This window comes from Mycolicibacterium helvum (assembly GCF_010731895.1).
In the GTDB taxonomy this organism is placed as follows: domain Bacteria; phylum Actinomycetota; class Actinomycetes; order Mycobacteriales; family Mycobacteriaceae; genus Mycobacterium; species Mycobacterium helvum.
Genome location: NZ_AP022596.1, coordinates 3864570 through 3878405 on the forward strand (window position 1 = coordinate 3864570; position 13836 = coordinate 3878405).

At 65.5% G+C, this 13836-nt stretch carries 15 protein-coding genes; all 15 read left to right on the forward strand.

All coding sequences use genetic code 11. From position 1 onward, the window contains the following. Nucleotides 1-5 precede the first annotated feature (5 nt). The 15 genes from manA (at nucleotide 6) to G6N38_RS18260 (ending at nucleotide 13834) form a co-directional block, all read left to right on the forward strand. The gene (manA, locus tag G6N38_RS18190) at nucleotides 6-1232 is read left to right on the forward strand and encodes a mannose-6-phosphate isomerase, class I (protein ID WP_163749482.1); all 1227 of its coding nucleotides are present in this window, start codon (nucleotides 6-8) and stop codon (nucleotides 1230-1232) included. A gap of 15 nt (nucleotides 1233-1247) precedes the next feature. Beyond that, on the forward strand, nucleotides 1248-2168 hold the full coding sequence (locus G6N38_RS18195; RefSeq protein WP_163749483.1) for a cation diffusion facilitator family transporter: 921 nt from the start codon (nucleotides 1248-1250) through the stop codon (nucleotides 2166-2168). 120 nt (nucleotides 2169-2288) lie between these two features. Continuing rightward, nucleotides 2289-3770 carry an APC family permease gene (locus G6N38_RS18200; protein ID WP_163749484.1) on the forward strand — a complete coding sequence of 494 codons (1482 nt, stop codon included), beginning with the start codon at nucleotides 2289-2291 and terminating at the stop codon, nucleotides 3768-3770. Between the two features lie 79 nt (nucleotides 3771-3849). After that, nucleotides 3850-5103, forward strand: a complete 1254-nt coding sequence (locus G6N38_RS18205) for an alkane 1-monooxygenase (protein WP_163749485.1) — start codon at nucleotides 3850-3852, stop codon at nucleotides 5101-5103. After that, on the forward strand, nucleotides 5100-5273 hold the full coding sequence (locus tag G6N38_RS18210) for a rubredoxin (protein WP_163749486.1): 174 nt from the start codon (nucleotides 5100-5102) through the stop codon (nucleotides 5271-5273). Before G6N38_RS18205 ends, G6N38_RS18210 begins: the two co-directional genes overlap by 4 nt. Before the next feature lie 14 nt (nucleotides 5274-5287). Further along, complete coding sequence (locus G6N38_RS18215) at nucleotides 5288-5485, forward strand: rubredoxin (RefSeq protein WP_163752093.1); 198 nt, start codon at nucleotides 5288-5290, stop codon at nucleotides 5483-5485. Next, nucleotides 5482-6114 carry a TetR family transcriptional regulator AlkX gene (gene alkX / locus G6N38_RS18220; RefSeq protein ID WP_163749487.1) on the forward strand — a complete coding sequence of 211 codons (633 nt, stop codon included), beginning with the start codon at nucleotides 5482-5484 and terminating at the stop codon, nucleotides 6112-6114. The genes G6N38_RS18215 and alkX overlap by 4 nt, the downstream gene beginning before the upstream one ends. A gap of 106 nt (nucleotides 6115-6220) precedes the next feature. Beyond that, nucleotides 6221-7681: an adenosylhomocysteinase gene (gene ahcY / locus G6N38_RS18225; protein ID WP_163749488.1), complete on the forward strand. Its 1461-nt coding sequence runs from the start codon at nucleotides 6221-6223 to the stop codon at nucleotides 7679-7681. A gap of 60 nt (nucleotides 7682-7741) precedes the next feature. Continuing rightward, nucleotides 7742-8371, forward strand: coding sequence for a dTMP kinase (locus G6N38_RS18230; protein ID WP_163749489.1), 630 nt, complete (start codon nucleotides 7742-7744; stop codon nucleotides 8369-8371). A 73-nt stretch (nucleotides 8372-8444) separates the two neighbouring features. Next, a complete protein-coding gene (gene mtrA / locus G6N38_RS18235) occupies nucleotides 8445-9131 on the forward strand; it encodes a two-component system response regulator MtrA (protein ID WP_071947075.1) in 687 nt (228 codons plus the stop codon). A gap of 25 nt (nucleotides 9132-9156) precedes the next feature. Beyond that, nucleotides 9157-10830, forward strand: coding sequence for an MtrAB system histidine kinase MtrB (gene mtrB / locus G6N38_RS18240; RefSeq protein ID WP_163749490.1), 1674 nt, complete (start codon nucleotides 9157-9159; stop codon nucleotides 10828-10830). A 23-nt stretch (nucleotides 10831-10853) separates the two neighbouring features. Next, nucleotides 10854-12593, forward strand: a complete 1740-nt coding sequence (gene lpqB, locus G6N38_RS18245; RefSeq protein WP_163752094.1) for an MtrAB system accessory lipoprotein LpqB — start codon at nucleotides 10854-10856, stop codon at nucleotides 12591-12593. A gap of 11 nt (nucleotides 12594-12604) precedes the next feature. Next, nucleotides 12605-13135 (forward strand): VOC family protein, encoded by a 531-nt coding sequence (locus G6N38_RS18250; RefSeq protein ID WP_163749491.1) that lies wholly within the window; start codon nucleotides 12605-12607, stop codon nucleotides 13133-13135. Between the two features lie 95 nt (nucleotides 13136-13230). Continuing rightward, nucleotides 13231-13551, forward strand: a complete 321-nt coding sequence (locus tag G6N38_RS18255; RefSeq protein ID WP_163749492.1) for a WXG100 family type VII secretion target — start codon at nucleotides 13231-13233, stop codon at nucleotides 13549-13551. A 25-nt stretch (nucleotides 13552-13576) separates the two neighbouring features. Then, nucleotides 13577-13834: a WXG100 family type VII secretion target gene (locus tag G6N38_RS18260; protein ID WP_163749493.1), complete on the forward strand. Its 258-nt coding sequence runs from the start codon at nucleotides 13577-13579 to the stop codon at nucleotides 13832-13834. Nucleotides 13835-13836: the final 2 nt, after the last annotated feature.

Below are 13836 nucleotides of genomic sequence, written 5' to 3' on the forward strand. Positions count from 1 at the left end.
TCGGCGTGGAATTGCTACGAGGGGCGACGCGCACCTACGCGTGGGGTTCTCGGACGGCCATAGCGGAGTTCACCGGACGGCCGTCGCCGACCGCTCATCCCGAGGCTGAGCTGTGGTTCGGTGCTCATCCCGCAGATCCGGCATGGCTGGAGACCCCGGACGGGGAGCGGTCATTGCTGGACGCCGTGCAGTCGGATCCCGACGGTCAGCTGGGGCCGGCGGTGCGGGGCCGCTTCGGGGACGTGCTGCCGTTTCTGGTGAAGGTGCTGGCGGCCGAGGAGCCGCTGTCGCTGCAGGCCCACCCCAGCGCTGAACAGGCCGTCGAGGGTTATGTGCGGGAAGATCGGCTGGGCGTGCCGCTCAAATCGCCGATCCGCAACTACCGCGACCGCAATCACAAGCCTGAGTTGCTGGTGGCCCTCAGCGAATTCGACGCCCTCGGCGGCTTTCGGCCGGCCGCTCGGTCGGTTGCGATGATGCGAGCTCTGGCGGTGTCGGACCTTGATCCGTTCATCGCGCTGCTGTCCGGCCAGTCCGAAGCCGACGGGCTGCGAGCGCTGTTCACCACCTGGATCACCGCACCGCAACCCGACCTGGATGTGCTGATCCCCGCCGTGCTCGACGGCGCGGTGGCTTATGTGCGCTCCGGTGATACGGAATTCGCCGCCGAGGCCAGGACCCTGCTGGAGCTGGGGGAGCGCTATCCCGGTGACGCCGGCGTGCTGGCCGCCATGCTGCTCAACCGGATCACGCTGGCCCCGGGCGAGGCGATCTTCATGCCCGCAGGCAACCTGCACAGCTATATCCATGGTGTGGGCATGGAGATAATGGCCAACTCCGACAACGTGCTTCGTGGCGGTCTGACCCCCAAGCACGTGGACGTCCCTGAGCTGCTCCGGGTGCTGGACTTCACTCCCGCCGACGAGGAGACGCTGCGCACGCCCACCCATCGGGACGGCATCGCACTGGTTTACGACGCCCCGGCGGTGGAGTTCGCCACGTGCGTCCTCACGCTCGACGGGGACGACCTGGGCCACGAGATCGACGCGCCGTCTCGTCATGACGGTCCACAGATCCTGGTCTGCACCGAGGGCTCGGTGGTGGTGCGCGCCAAATCCGACGTGGTGGTATTGGACCGCGGGTCTGCGGCCTGGGTGGCCGCCGATGACGGCCCGATCCGGCTGGAGGCGGCTGCGCCCGCCAAGCTGTTTCGGGCTACGGTTGGCCTCTAGCTAGGAGGGCAACAGATGTCGACCGAGGGCAGCACCAAGGCGATCCTGGCCGCGCTGGCCGCCAACGCGGGTATTGCGGCCGCGAAGTTCGTCGGGTACTTCATCACCGGCAGCTCGTCGATGCTGGCCGAAGCGGTGCACTCGGTGGCTGATACGTCCAATCAGGGATTGCTGCTGTTCGGTCAGCGCGAGGCCCGCAAGGAGCCTGACAGCCTGCACCAGTTCGGGTATGGCCGCAGCCGGTACTTCTATTCGTTCGTCGTCGCCCTGGTGTTGTTCAGCCTCGGCTCGATCTTCGCCCTGTACGAGGGCTATCACAAGATCAGTCACCCGGCGCCGCTCACCTCACCGCTCGTGGCGATCGTGATCCTGGTGGTGGCAATCGGTTTGGAGTCCTTCAGCTTTCGCACGGCGATGGTGGAATCGCGCCCGCTGAAGGGCAAGAGCAGCTGGTGGCAATTCATCCGCCGTTCGCGCAGTCCGGAGCTGCCGGTGGTGCTGCTCGAAGACACCGGCGCGCTGATCGGTCTGGTCTTTGCGCTCGCCGGCGTCGGCTTGACGGTTCTGACCGACAACCCGGTATGGGACGGCATCGGCACGGCTCTGATCGGTGTGCTGCTGGGTGTGATCGCGGTGATCCTGATGGTCGAGATGCACAGCCTGCTGATCGGTGAGGGGGCCACGGCCGACGAATGCCGGGCCATTCGGGATGCACTGGAGCAGACCGCCAATATCGACCGGGTCATTCACCTGCGCACGCAGTACCTCGGCCCGGAGGAGATGCTCGTCGGAGCCAAGATCGCGCTGGCCGCGCGGACTGATCTGGCCACGGTCGCTGCCACAATCGATGCGGCCGAGGCCGCCATACGCGCGGTGGTGCCCGCGGCGCAGGTCATCTATCTGGAGCCCGATCTGGATCGCGCGCTGGCGCGGTAGCCCGCCGCCGACCCCGATGACGGTCGCGTGTTCGCGTTACGCAATTCCGCCGGGTTGTCCCTCGCCGACCACGTAGCCTGCTGCAACACCGGCTAACTGGGGTACTCGGGGGAGATGCAGATGATCCAAAACTGGCGGACGAAGTCGGTGGAGCAATCGATCCTCGATACCGACGAGCCGGGCACCCGGCTCCGCAAGAATCTGACCTGGTGGGACCTGACGGTCTTCGGCGTCTCGGTCGTCGTCGGCGCCGGTATCTTCACCGTGACCGCGTCGACCTTCGGCAACATCACCGGCCCGGCGATCTCGGTGTCGTTCATCATCGCCGCGGCGACCTGCGGTCTGGCCGCGCTGTGCTACGCCGAATTCGCCTCGACGCTGCCGGTGGCGGGCAGTGCCTACACGTTCTCCTATGCGACGTTCGGTGAGTTCATCGCGTGGATCATCGGCTGGGATCTGATCCTGGAGTTCGCGGTCGGGGCTGCCGTGGTGGCCAAGGGCTGGTCGAGTTACCTGGGCACCGTCTTCGGGTTCTCCGGCGGCATCACGGCCATCGGACCAGTCGACTTCGACTGGGGCGCGATGATCATCATCGCGGTGGTCGCCACGCTGCTGGTGCTGGGCACCAAGCTGTCGTCGAACTTCTCCGCGGTGATCACGGCCATCAAGGTTGCGGTGGTGGCGTTCGTCGTCATCGTCGGGGCCTTCTACATCAGGGCGGCCAACTTCTCCCCGTTCATCCCGCCGTCGGAAACCGGCAAGGGCGGGGCAGGAACCGGCGTCAACCAGTCGGTGTTCTCCCTGCTGACCGGTGCGGACAGCAGCCACTACGGCTGGTATGGCGTGCTGGCTGGCGCGTCGATCGTGTTCTTCGCGTTCATCGGCTTCGACGTGGTGGCCACGACGGCCGAGGAGACCAAGAACCCGCAGCGCGACGTCGCCAGGGGAATCCTCGCGTCGCTGGCCATCGTCACGGTGCTCTATGTGTCGGTGTCGATCGTGTTGTCGGGCATGGTCAGCTATGCCGATCTGCGCGACAAGGGCGGGGACGGCCACGCCAACCTCGCCACCGCGTTCGCGCTCAACGGTGTGGACTGGGCGGCCAAGGTGATCTCGGTCGGGGCGCTGGCCGGGCTGACGACCGTGGTCATGGTGCTGATACTGGGGCTGTCGCGGGTGTTGTTCGCCATGTCTCGGGACGGTCTGCTGCCGCGCGAGCTGGCCAAGACGGGAAGCCGCGGCACGCCGGTGCGGATCACCGTGCTGGTCGCTGTGCTGACGGCGGTGGCGGCCACTGTTTTTCCGATGTCCAAGCTCGAAGAGATGGTCAACGTCGGGACGCTGTTCGCGTTCATCCTGGTTTCTGCCGGTGTGATCGTGCTGCGCCGCACCCGCCCCGATCTGGACCGCGGGTTCCGGGTGCCTTTGGTTCCCCTGCTGCCCATCCTCTCGATCGTCGCTTGCGGCTGGCTGATGCTCAACCTGACGGCCCTGACCTGGATCAGGTTCGTCGTGTGGATGGTCATCGGGGTGGCGTTCTACCTGCTCTACAGCCGCCGGCACTCGGTGCTCGCGCAGCGGGAGGCCGCGCACACTGCCTGATTTACAAATTAGTGTCTTTTGTCTAGACACCCGACAAATTCGCCTCTATAGTCAAGCCATCAACGGTGATGGCACTCACATGGAGGTAACTGTCGTGACGTCTCAACTGGACGCCCCCGCCACCGGCGCGTCGTCGGCGCAATGGCGTGACAAGAAGCGCTACCTGTGGCTGATGGGCCTGATCGCGCCGACCGCGCTGTTCGTGGTGCTGCCGGTCGTCTGGGGTCTCAACCAGCTCGGCTGGACTGCCGCCTCCCAGATCTTCTTCTGGGTCGGCCCGGCCCTGATTTACGTGTTGTTGCCGGCGCTGGACCTGAAGTTCGGCCGTGACGGCCAGAACCCGCCCGACGAGCTGATGGAGTACCTGGAGAACGACAAGTACTACCGGTATTGCACGTACCTGTTCATCCCGTTCCAGTTCGCCAGCCTCATCTTCGGCGCCTACATGTTCACCGCGTCGAACCTGAGCTGGCTTGGGTACGAGGGCAGCCTGAGCTGGTTCGCCAAGATCGGTCTGGCGCTGTCGGTGGGTGTGCTGGGTGGTACCGGCATCAACACCGCCCACGAGCTGGGGCACAAGAAGGACGCACTCGAGCGGTGGCTGTCGAAGATCACGCTGTCCCAGACCTTCTACGGCCACTTCTACATCGAGCACAACCGCGGTCACCACGTCCGTGTCGCCACGCCGGAGGATCCCGCGTCGTCACGATTTGGGGAGACCTTCTGGGAGTTCTTGCCGCGCAGCGTGTTCGGTAGTGCGCGGTCTGCGGTCACACTCGAGGCCGCGCGTATTCGTCGACTCGGCAAGAGTCCATGGGATCCGCGGACCTGGCTGGGCAACGACGTGTTGAACGCCTGGCTGATGTCGGTGGTGCTGTTCGGTGCGCTCATCGCGGTGTTCGGCCCGGCGGTGATCCCCTTCCTCGTCATTCAGGCGGTCTTCGGGTTCTCGATGCTGGAGTCGGTGAACTACCTCGAGCACTACGGGCTGCTGCGCCAGAAGAACGACAGCGGTCGCTATGAGCGGTGCGCGCCAAAGCACAGCTGGAACTCCGATCACCTGGTGACCAACCTGTTCCTGTACCACCTGCAGCGGCACAGCGACCACCACGCAAATCCGACCCGGCGTTACCAGACGCTGCGCAGTATGGCCGAAGCACCCGAATTGCCCAGCGGCTACGCGACATTGATCGGGGTGACCTACTTCCCGTGGGTGTGGCGAAAGATGATGGACCACCGGGTGCTCGAGCACTACAACGGTGACATCACCAAGGTGAATATCGATCCCCGCCGTCGGGCGAAGATCCTGGCCCGTTATGGAGCCGCCGCATGAGTTCCTACCGTTGTCCGGTCTGCGATTACGTGTACGACGAGGCGAAAGGTGCTGCGCGGGAGGGATTTCCGCCTGGCACAGCCTGGAGTGCGGTTCCCGACGACTGGTGCTGCCCCGACTGCGGGGTGCGGGAGAAAGTGGACTTCGAAGAAATGGGAGTAAAGACGTGAGCAGCGGTGAACGCTTGCGCGAAGAGCAGACGGCCGCGTTCCGGCTGTTCATCTGCGTGCAGTGCGGATTCGAGTACGACGAGGCCAAAGGCTGGCCGGAAGACGGCATCGCGCCAGGCACCCGGTGGGACGACATCCCGGAGGACTGGAGCTGCCCGGACTGCGGCGCGGCGAAGTCAGACTTCGAGATGGTGGAGATTGCGAGGCCGTGACCAGTACTCTCCCGCTTGTGAAGAGGTCTCGGGTTCCCTATCCCGAAGCCTCTCGCGCGCTGTTGCGGGAAACGGTCCTCGACGCGATGCGGGAAGAACTGCTGACCAAGGACTGGTCGGCGATCACCCTGACCGACGTTGCGCGCACCGCCGGGATCAGCCGCCAGACCATCTACAACGAGTTCGGCTCCCGCCAGGGGCTGGCGCAGGGTTATGCACTGCGGCTGGCTGATCGCCTGGTGGATGCCATCGGTAACGCGATCTCCTCGAATGTCGGCGACGTCCTCGCCGCGTTCACCGAGGGATTCCGGGTGTTCTTCACCGAATCGGCCGCCGACCCGCTCGTCATTTCGTTGCTGTCTGGTGTCGCGAAGCCCGACTTGCTGCAGATGATCACCACCGACAGTGCGCCGATCATCACCCGCGCGTCGGTGCGGCTCACTGACTCCTTCATGAACAGCTGGGTCAGTGCCAGCGAAGAGGACGCGGGTGTGCTTGCCCGGGCGATCGTGCGGCTGGCGTTGAGTTACATCTCGATGCCCCCCGAGGCCGACCACGATGTGGCCCTAGACCTGGCCCGATTGATGACGCCGTTCGCCGAACGCTACGGTGTTATCGATATTCCTTAGCTGTCAGAGCGCCTGAGCGCCTGTCCCGCGAGCCCGCAGGCTGAGGGTGTCGCCAGCGCGCGTGTGCGCGTATATCGGCAATTGAACGAACGAATAGGGGCTCTACATGTCTGAATTGACCGTCGATGTCCGCAATGGCATCGACTACAAGGTCGCCGATCTGAGCTTGGCCGAGTTCGGCCGCAAGGAGATCCGGCTGGCCGAGCACGAAATGCCCGGATTGATGTCGCTGCGCCGCGAGTACGCCGATGTGCTGCCGCTCAAGGGCGCGCGGATCTCCGGCTCGCTGCACATGACCGTGCAGACCGCGGTGCTGATCGAGACGCTGGTTGCCCTCGGTGCCGAGGTGCGCTGGGCGTCGTGCAACATTTTCTCCACCCAGGATCATGCGGCCGCCGCGACCGTCGTCGGCCCGCACGGAACCGTCGAGGAGCCGCAGGGCGTCCCGATCTTCGCCTGGAAGGGCGAGACGCTGGAGGAGTACTGGTGGGCCGCCGAGCAGATGCTCACCTGGCCCGGTGAGCCCGCGAACATGATCCTCGACGACGGCGGCGACGCCACCATGCTGGTGCTGCGCGGTGCGCAGTACGAAAAGGCCGGTGTGGTGCCCCCCACCGAGGAAGACGCCTCCGATGAGTGGAAGGTCTTCATGGCGTTGGTCCGGGCGCGCTACGAGACCGAGAAGGACAAGTGGACCAAGATCGCCGAGTCGGTTCAGGGCGTGACCGAGGAGACCACGACGGGTGTGCTGCGGCTGTACCAGTTCGCCGCCGCCGGTGAACTGGCGTTCCCGGCCATCAACGTCAACGACTCGGTCACCAAGAGCAAGTTCGACAACAAGTACGGCACCCGGCACTCGCTGATCGACGGCATCAACCGCGGCACCGATGTGCTGATCGGCGGCAAGGCCGCCCTGGTGTGTGGCTACGGTGACGTCGGTAAGGGCTGCGCCGAGGCGCTCAAGGCTCAGGGCGCCCGCGTCGCGGTCACCGAGATCGACCCGATCAACGCGCTGCAGGCGCTGATGGACGGCTTCGAGGTCAAGTCGGTCGAAGAGGCGATCGGCTGGGCCGACATCGTCATCACCGCGACCGGTAATCAGGGCATCATCACCCTCGAGCACATGAAGGCGATGAAGCACCAGGCAATCCTGGGCAACATCGGTCACTTCGACGACGAGATCGAGATGGCGCGCCTGGAGCGCTCGGGTGCCACGCGCATCAACATCAAGCCGCAGGTCGACGAGTGGGTGTTCGGCGACTCCGGCAAGTCGATCATCGTGCTGTCCGAGGGCCGGCTGCTGAACCTCGGTAACGCGACCGGGCACCCGTCGTTCGTGATGAGCAACAGCTTCTCCAACCAGGTGATCGCCCAGATCGAGCTGTGGACCAAGAACGATGAGTACGACAACGAGGTCTACCGGCTGGCCAAGCACCTCGATGAGAAGGTGGCCCGCATCCACGTGGAAGCACTGGGCGGCACGCTGACCAAGCTCACCAAAGAGCAGGCGGAGTACATCGGCGTCGACGTCGACGGCCCGTACAAGCCGGAGCACTACCGCTACTAACCCGCTGCGATCGAGGGGCCGTCGGCATGCCGGCGGCCTCTCGGCCGTTAGGCTGCCCGCGTGCTCATCGTCATCGAGGGACTGGACGGGGCAGGCAAGCGCACGCTGACCGTCGGTCTGCAGCGCGCCTTTGAGGCGGACGGCAAATCGGTCACCACGCTGGCGTTCCCGCGCTACGGGCAGTCCATCCACGCTGATCTGGCCAGCGAGGCGCTGCACGGACAGCACGGCGACCTGGCCTCCTCGGTGTACGCGATGGCGACGCTGTTCGCCCTCGATCGGGCCGGGGCGGTCGATGAGATCGCTGCGCTTCGCCGCGAGCATGATGTGGTCATCCTGGATCGCTATGTCGCGTCCAACGCCGCCTACAGCGCAGCCCGCTTGCATCAGGACGCCTCCGGTGAGGCGGTGTCGTGGGTCGGCGAACTCGAATACGGCCGGTTCGGGCTGCCGAGGCCCGATCGCCAGATCCTGCTCGACGCGTCGGTGGAACTGGCCGCCGCGCGCGCCAAGCAGCGCGCCGAACAGGAGGCCGATCGCGCTCGCGACGCCTACGAGCGCGACGACGGACTGCAGCGGCGAACCGGCGCGGTCTATGCCGAACTGGGTGCTGCTCATTGGGGCGGTCCGTGGTCGATCGTCGCCCCGGACGTCGATCCGGTTGCCCTGGCGGGGTCATTCGCGTCCTAGGGGCTTCTCATGCAGCGGAAATGTCGCAACTCGCCCGTGTGGTAGCGGGGGTTTGTCCCAATTCGGTGACACCATGGACACCATGAGGCAAAGGATTCTCGTAGTCGACGACGACCCATCGCTGGCCGAGATGCTCACCATCGTGTTGCGTGGCGAGGGTTTCGACACCGCGGTCATCGGCGACGGCTCTCAGGCGCTGACTGCCGTGCGTGAGCTGCGTCCCGATCTGGTGTTGCTGGACCTCATGCTGCCCGGCATGAACGGCATCGATGTGTGTCGGGTGTTGCGGGCGGATTCCGGCGTGCCGATTGTCATGCTGACCGCCAAGACCGACACCGTCGATGTGGTGCTGGGCCTGGAGTCGGGCGCCGACGACTACGTGATGAAACCGTTCAAACCCAAGGAGTTGGTGGCTCGCGTCCGCGCGAGGTTGCGGCGCAACGAGGACGAGCCGGCCGAGATGCTGTCGATCGCCGACATTGACATCGACGTGCCGGCGCACAAGGTCACCCGCGAGGGCGAGCAGATTTCGCTGACGCCGCTGGAGTTCGACCTCCTGGTGGCGCTGGCACGCAAACCGCGGCAGGTGTTTACTCGTGATGTGCTGCTCGAACAGGTGTGGGGATATCGGCACCCCGCGGATACCCGTTTGGTGAACGTGCATGTCCAGCGGTTGCGGGCGAAGGTCGAGAAGGACCCGGAGAACCCACAAGTGGTGCTGACCGTTCGAGGAGTGGGTTACAAGGCCGGACCGCCGTGATCGGGACGCGGGAGGCGCGCCGCACGTGATCTTCGGCTCCAAGCAGCGCATCCGCGGCCCGTGGGGACGATCTGGTCCCCTGGTGCGGGGTATGAGTGCGCTGAGCCGAGCGCTCGGTTTGATCTGGCGCCGCTCGCTGCAATTGCGGGTGGTCGTGCTGACGCTGGGGTTGTCGGCGGCGGTGATCGTGGCGCTGGGCTTTGTGCTCACCAGCCAGATCACCAACCGGGTGCTCGACGTGAAAGTTCATGCTGCGACCGAGGAATTGGACCGCGCACGCAATACCGTCAGTGGCACCGTCAGCGGTGAAGAGGCACGCTCGCTGGACAGCAGCCTGCAGCTGGCCCGTAACACCTTGATCTCCAAGACCGGTCAGTCGTCCGGTGCGGCGCTGGCCGGCACTTTCGACGCCGTGTTGGTGGTTCCCGGTGACGGCCCGCGCGCGGCTACGGCGGCCGGCCCGGTGGACCAGATCCCGAAGTCGTTGCGCGACTTCGTCAAAGCCGGCCAGGTCAGCTACCAGTACTCGACGGTGCGTACCGAGAGCTTCGCCGGTCCGGCGCTGCTGATCGGCACGCCGACCCCGTCGCATGTGCCGAATCTCGAGCTCTACCTGATCTTCCCGCTGAACAGCGAGGAGAACACCGTCACGCTGGTGCGCGGCACCATGGCCACCGGCGGACTCGTGCTGCTGGTGCTGCTGGCCGGGATCGCGCTGCTGGTGTCGCGGCAGGTGGTCCTGCCGGTGCGTTCGGCATCGCGGATCGCCGAGCGCTTTGCCGAGGGCCACTTGTCCGAGCGGATGCCGGTGCGCGGTGAGGACGACATGGCTCGACTGGCGGTGTCGTTCAACGATATGGCCGAGAGTCTGCAACGCCAGATCACCAACCTCGAGGAATTCGGCAACCTGCAGCGTCGGTTCACCTCTGATGTCAGCCACGAGCTGCGCACCCCGCTGACCACAGTGCGGATGGCGGCCGACCTGATTTACGACCATTCCGAGGAGCTGGACCCTGCGCTGCGCCGCTCCACCGAGCTGATGGTCAACGAGCTGGACCGATTCGAGACACTGCTCAACGACCTGCTGGAGATTTCTCGCCACGATGCGGGGGTCGCCGAATTGTCGGTGGAGGCAGTCGATTTGCGCTCGACGGTCAACAGCGCGCTGGGCAACGTCGGCCACTTGGCCGATGAGGCCGGAGTCGAGCTGATGGTGAATCTGCCTGATCAGGAGGTCATCGCCGAGGTCGATGCCCGCCGCGTGGAGCGCATCCTGCGCAACCTGATCGCCAACGCCATCGACCATGCTGAACGCAAACCGGTGCGGATCCGGATGGCTGCCGACGAGGACACCGTCGCGGTGACGGTCCGTGACTATGGTGTCGGGTTGCGGCCCGGGGAGGAGAAGCTGGTGTTCAGCCGGTTCTGGCGTTCGGACCCATCGCGGGTGCGCCGTTCCGGTGGGACCGGCCTTGGCCTGGCGATCAGCATCGAGGACGCCCGCCTGCACCAGGGCCGGCTGGAGGCGTGGGGTGAGCCCGGCAAGGGCGCCTGCTTCCGGCTGACGCTGCCGCTGACCCGTGGTCACAAGGTCACCACCAGCCCGCTGCCGTTGAAACCGGTTGCTGCAGAGCGCAATGACACCCGCAAGGACCAACGCCCGATGCGCCAACGAGAGCCGGCGGGGGAGAGCGTGTGACACGCTGGCTGCTGGCCCTCGTGATGGCCGGGTTGGTCGCGATGTTGACGGGTGGATGCGCCGGTGTGCCGAATTCCTCGGCGCCGCAGGCGATCGGGACCGTCGAGCGGCCCCAGCCCAAAAGCTTGCCCAAGCCGACTCCCGGCATGGATCCAGATCAGTTGTTGCGCGAATTCCTCAAGGCCACCGCCGATCCTGCCAACCGGCATCTGGCCGCTCGACAGTTCCTCACCGGGTCGGCTTCCAGCGAGTGGGACGACCAGGGCAGTGCGCTGCTGATCGACAACGTCGTGTTCGTCGAGACCCGAACTCCGGACCGCGTTGCGGTCACCATGAAGGCCGACATGCTCGGGTCGCTGTCCGATGTGGGCGTCTTCGAGACCGCCGGGGGACAGCTCCCTGACCCCGGGCCGCTGGAAATGGTGCAAACTCCGGATGGGTGGCGGATCAGCAAGCTGCCCAACGGTGTGTTCCTGGATTGGCAACAGTTCCAGGCGACCTACAAGCGCAACACGTTGTACTTCATCGACCCGACCGGTAAGACCGTGGTGCCCGATCCGCGTTACGTGGCGGTGTCGGATGCCGATCAGCTGGCCACCGAACTGGTCACCAAGCTGATCGCCGGTCCCCGGCCGGAGATGGCGCGGACCGTGCGCAATCTACTGGGGCCGTTGAAGTTGATCGGTCCGGTGACCCGCGCCGATGGCGGCAAGACCGGTATCGGGCGCGGCTACGGAGGTGCGCGCATCGATCTGGAGAACCTGACTACCACCGATCCGCATAGTCGGCAATTGGTTGCCGCCCAGATCATTTGGACGCTGGCGCGGGCCGATATCAAGGGCCCCTACGTGATCAATGCCGACGGTGCGCCGCTTGACGACAGGTTCAAGGACGGCTGGAACACCACCGATGTGGCGGCCACCGATCCGGGTGCGGTCGACGGTGCTTCCGCCGGTGTGCACGCGCTGATCGACGGGTCGATGGTGTCGCTGGACGGGCAGCGGGCCACGCCGGTACCCGGCATGTTCGGCCAGATGCCCGCTCAGGTGTCGGCCGCGCTGTCACGCAGCGGTCAGGACATCGCGTCGGTGACCGTGTTGCGGCCCGGCGCGCCGGACGTGGTGTCGTCGTTGTGGATTGGCCCGAACGGTGGGGCGGCCGCGAAAGTCACCGACGCACGGTCGTTGACCCGGCCGTCGTGGGCGTTGGACGACGCGGTGTGGGTGGTGGTCGACGGCAACAGCGTGGTGCGGGTGATCCAGGAGCAAGCCTCTGGGCAGCCCGCGCGGATCCCGGTGGACTCCGCGGCGGTGACGTCCCGCTTCCCCGGTGCGATCACCGAATTGCAGCTGTCCCGCGATAGCACCCGCGCGGCGTTGGTGATCAACGGTCAGGTGATCCTGTCCGGTGTGGAGCAGACGCCGGCCGGGGAGTTCTCGCTGACGTATCCGCGTCGGCTCGGTTTCGGCCTCGGCTCGTCGGTGGTGTCGCTGTCGTGGCGCACCGGCGACGATATCGTCGTCACCCGTACCGATGCCGCCCATCCGGTGTCGTATGTGAACCTCGACGGCGTGAACTCCGACGGGCCCAACGGGAACATCGTGATGCCGGTGTCGGTGGTGGCGGCCAATCCGGCCGCGGTCTACGTCTCGGACACCCGCGGCGTGCTGCAGCTGTCGGGGACCAGTGCCGAGAACAGTCAATCCTGGTCGGACGTAAGACCTTTCCTGACGCCCGGCGCGGTGCCGGTGCTTCCCGGCTGACAGGAGATCTGGTGTCTGGACCCGTGCTGCCCGGCGTAATTCGCCAAATCGGTTATATCGTGCAGGATTTCGACAAAGCGCTGGCCAACTGGCTCGACCTGGGGGTCGGTCCGTTCTATGTGCTGCGCGGCATCGAGCAGACCGGGATCTATCGCGGCCAGGAGTGCACGGTCACGTTGACGCTGGGACTGGCCAACAGTGGCGATCTTCAGGTCGAGATCATTCATCAGGACAATGACGCGCCGTCGATCTACTCCGAGTTCACCTCGGCCGGGGGCGACGGCTTTCACCAGTTGGCCTACTGGGCGCAGGACTATGACGCCGCGCTGGCGGCCGGGCAGGCCGCCGGATGGCCGGTGGTGTGGTCGGGCGGCGATCCGGGCACCGCGCGCTACGCCTATTTCGAACCGCCGCCGGGCACCGCGGCGACCATCATCGAATTGATGGAGCTCACTCCGGCGACGATCGGGATGGGCGAACTGGTGCGCTCGGCGGCGGTGGACTGGGACGGAATCGACCCCATCCGGTCACTGTTCGGGTAGCCGCGCAATCTCGCATTTCCGCCAGCTGCTTGCCAAGCCTGCTGTTCAGAGGGGTGAATTGTGGGCAGGTTGTCAAGTCGGTAGCGTTCGCTCCTGTGAGTGGGACTGGCGACGGCGGTGTCTTGAATGTGGACCCTGCGGTGTTGCGGGCCGCGTGTGAGGCGTTGACTGCCGGCGCGCAGCACTTGCAAGCAGGTTTGCGCGACCTCGACACCGAAGCCCAGCAGGTGCTGGGGTCCTGGGAGGGATCCGCGGGCGGTGCTTACGGTGCCGCATGGCGGCAGTGGCATGACGGATCGCTGAAGGTGCAGCAGGCGTTGGTAACGATCGCCGAACGACTCGGTGCGGCAGGACAAGCGTTCGCGGCCAATGAGCAGGCCTCCGCCGCAGACTTGGGCGGCCTCCACCGTGGCTGATGCATTCGCAGTGGACTTGGACCGGTTGTCCGACATCATTGAGCGGATGGCTTCGTATCAAACAGTCGTCGACTCGATGTTGGAAGAGTGTGACGCCGTGGTGGCGAATCTGCATGCGAACTGGCACGGGATTGCCAGCGAGTCCCATGCCGCTGTGCATGAGCAGTGGAAGCAGGGGGCGGACATGATGCGAAATGCCTTGGCGCAGTTGCGCTCGGCCGGAGCGCATGCCCACACCTCGTACAGCGGCGCGATCGAAGCGAATCTGAAAATCTGGGGCTAACC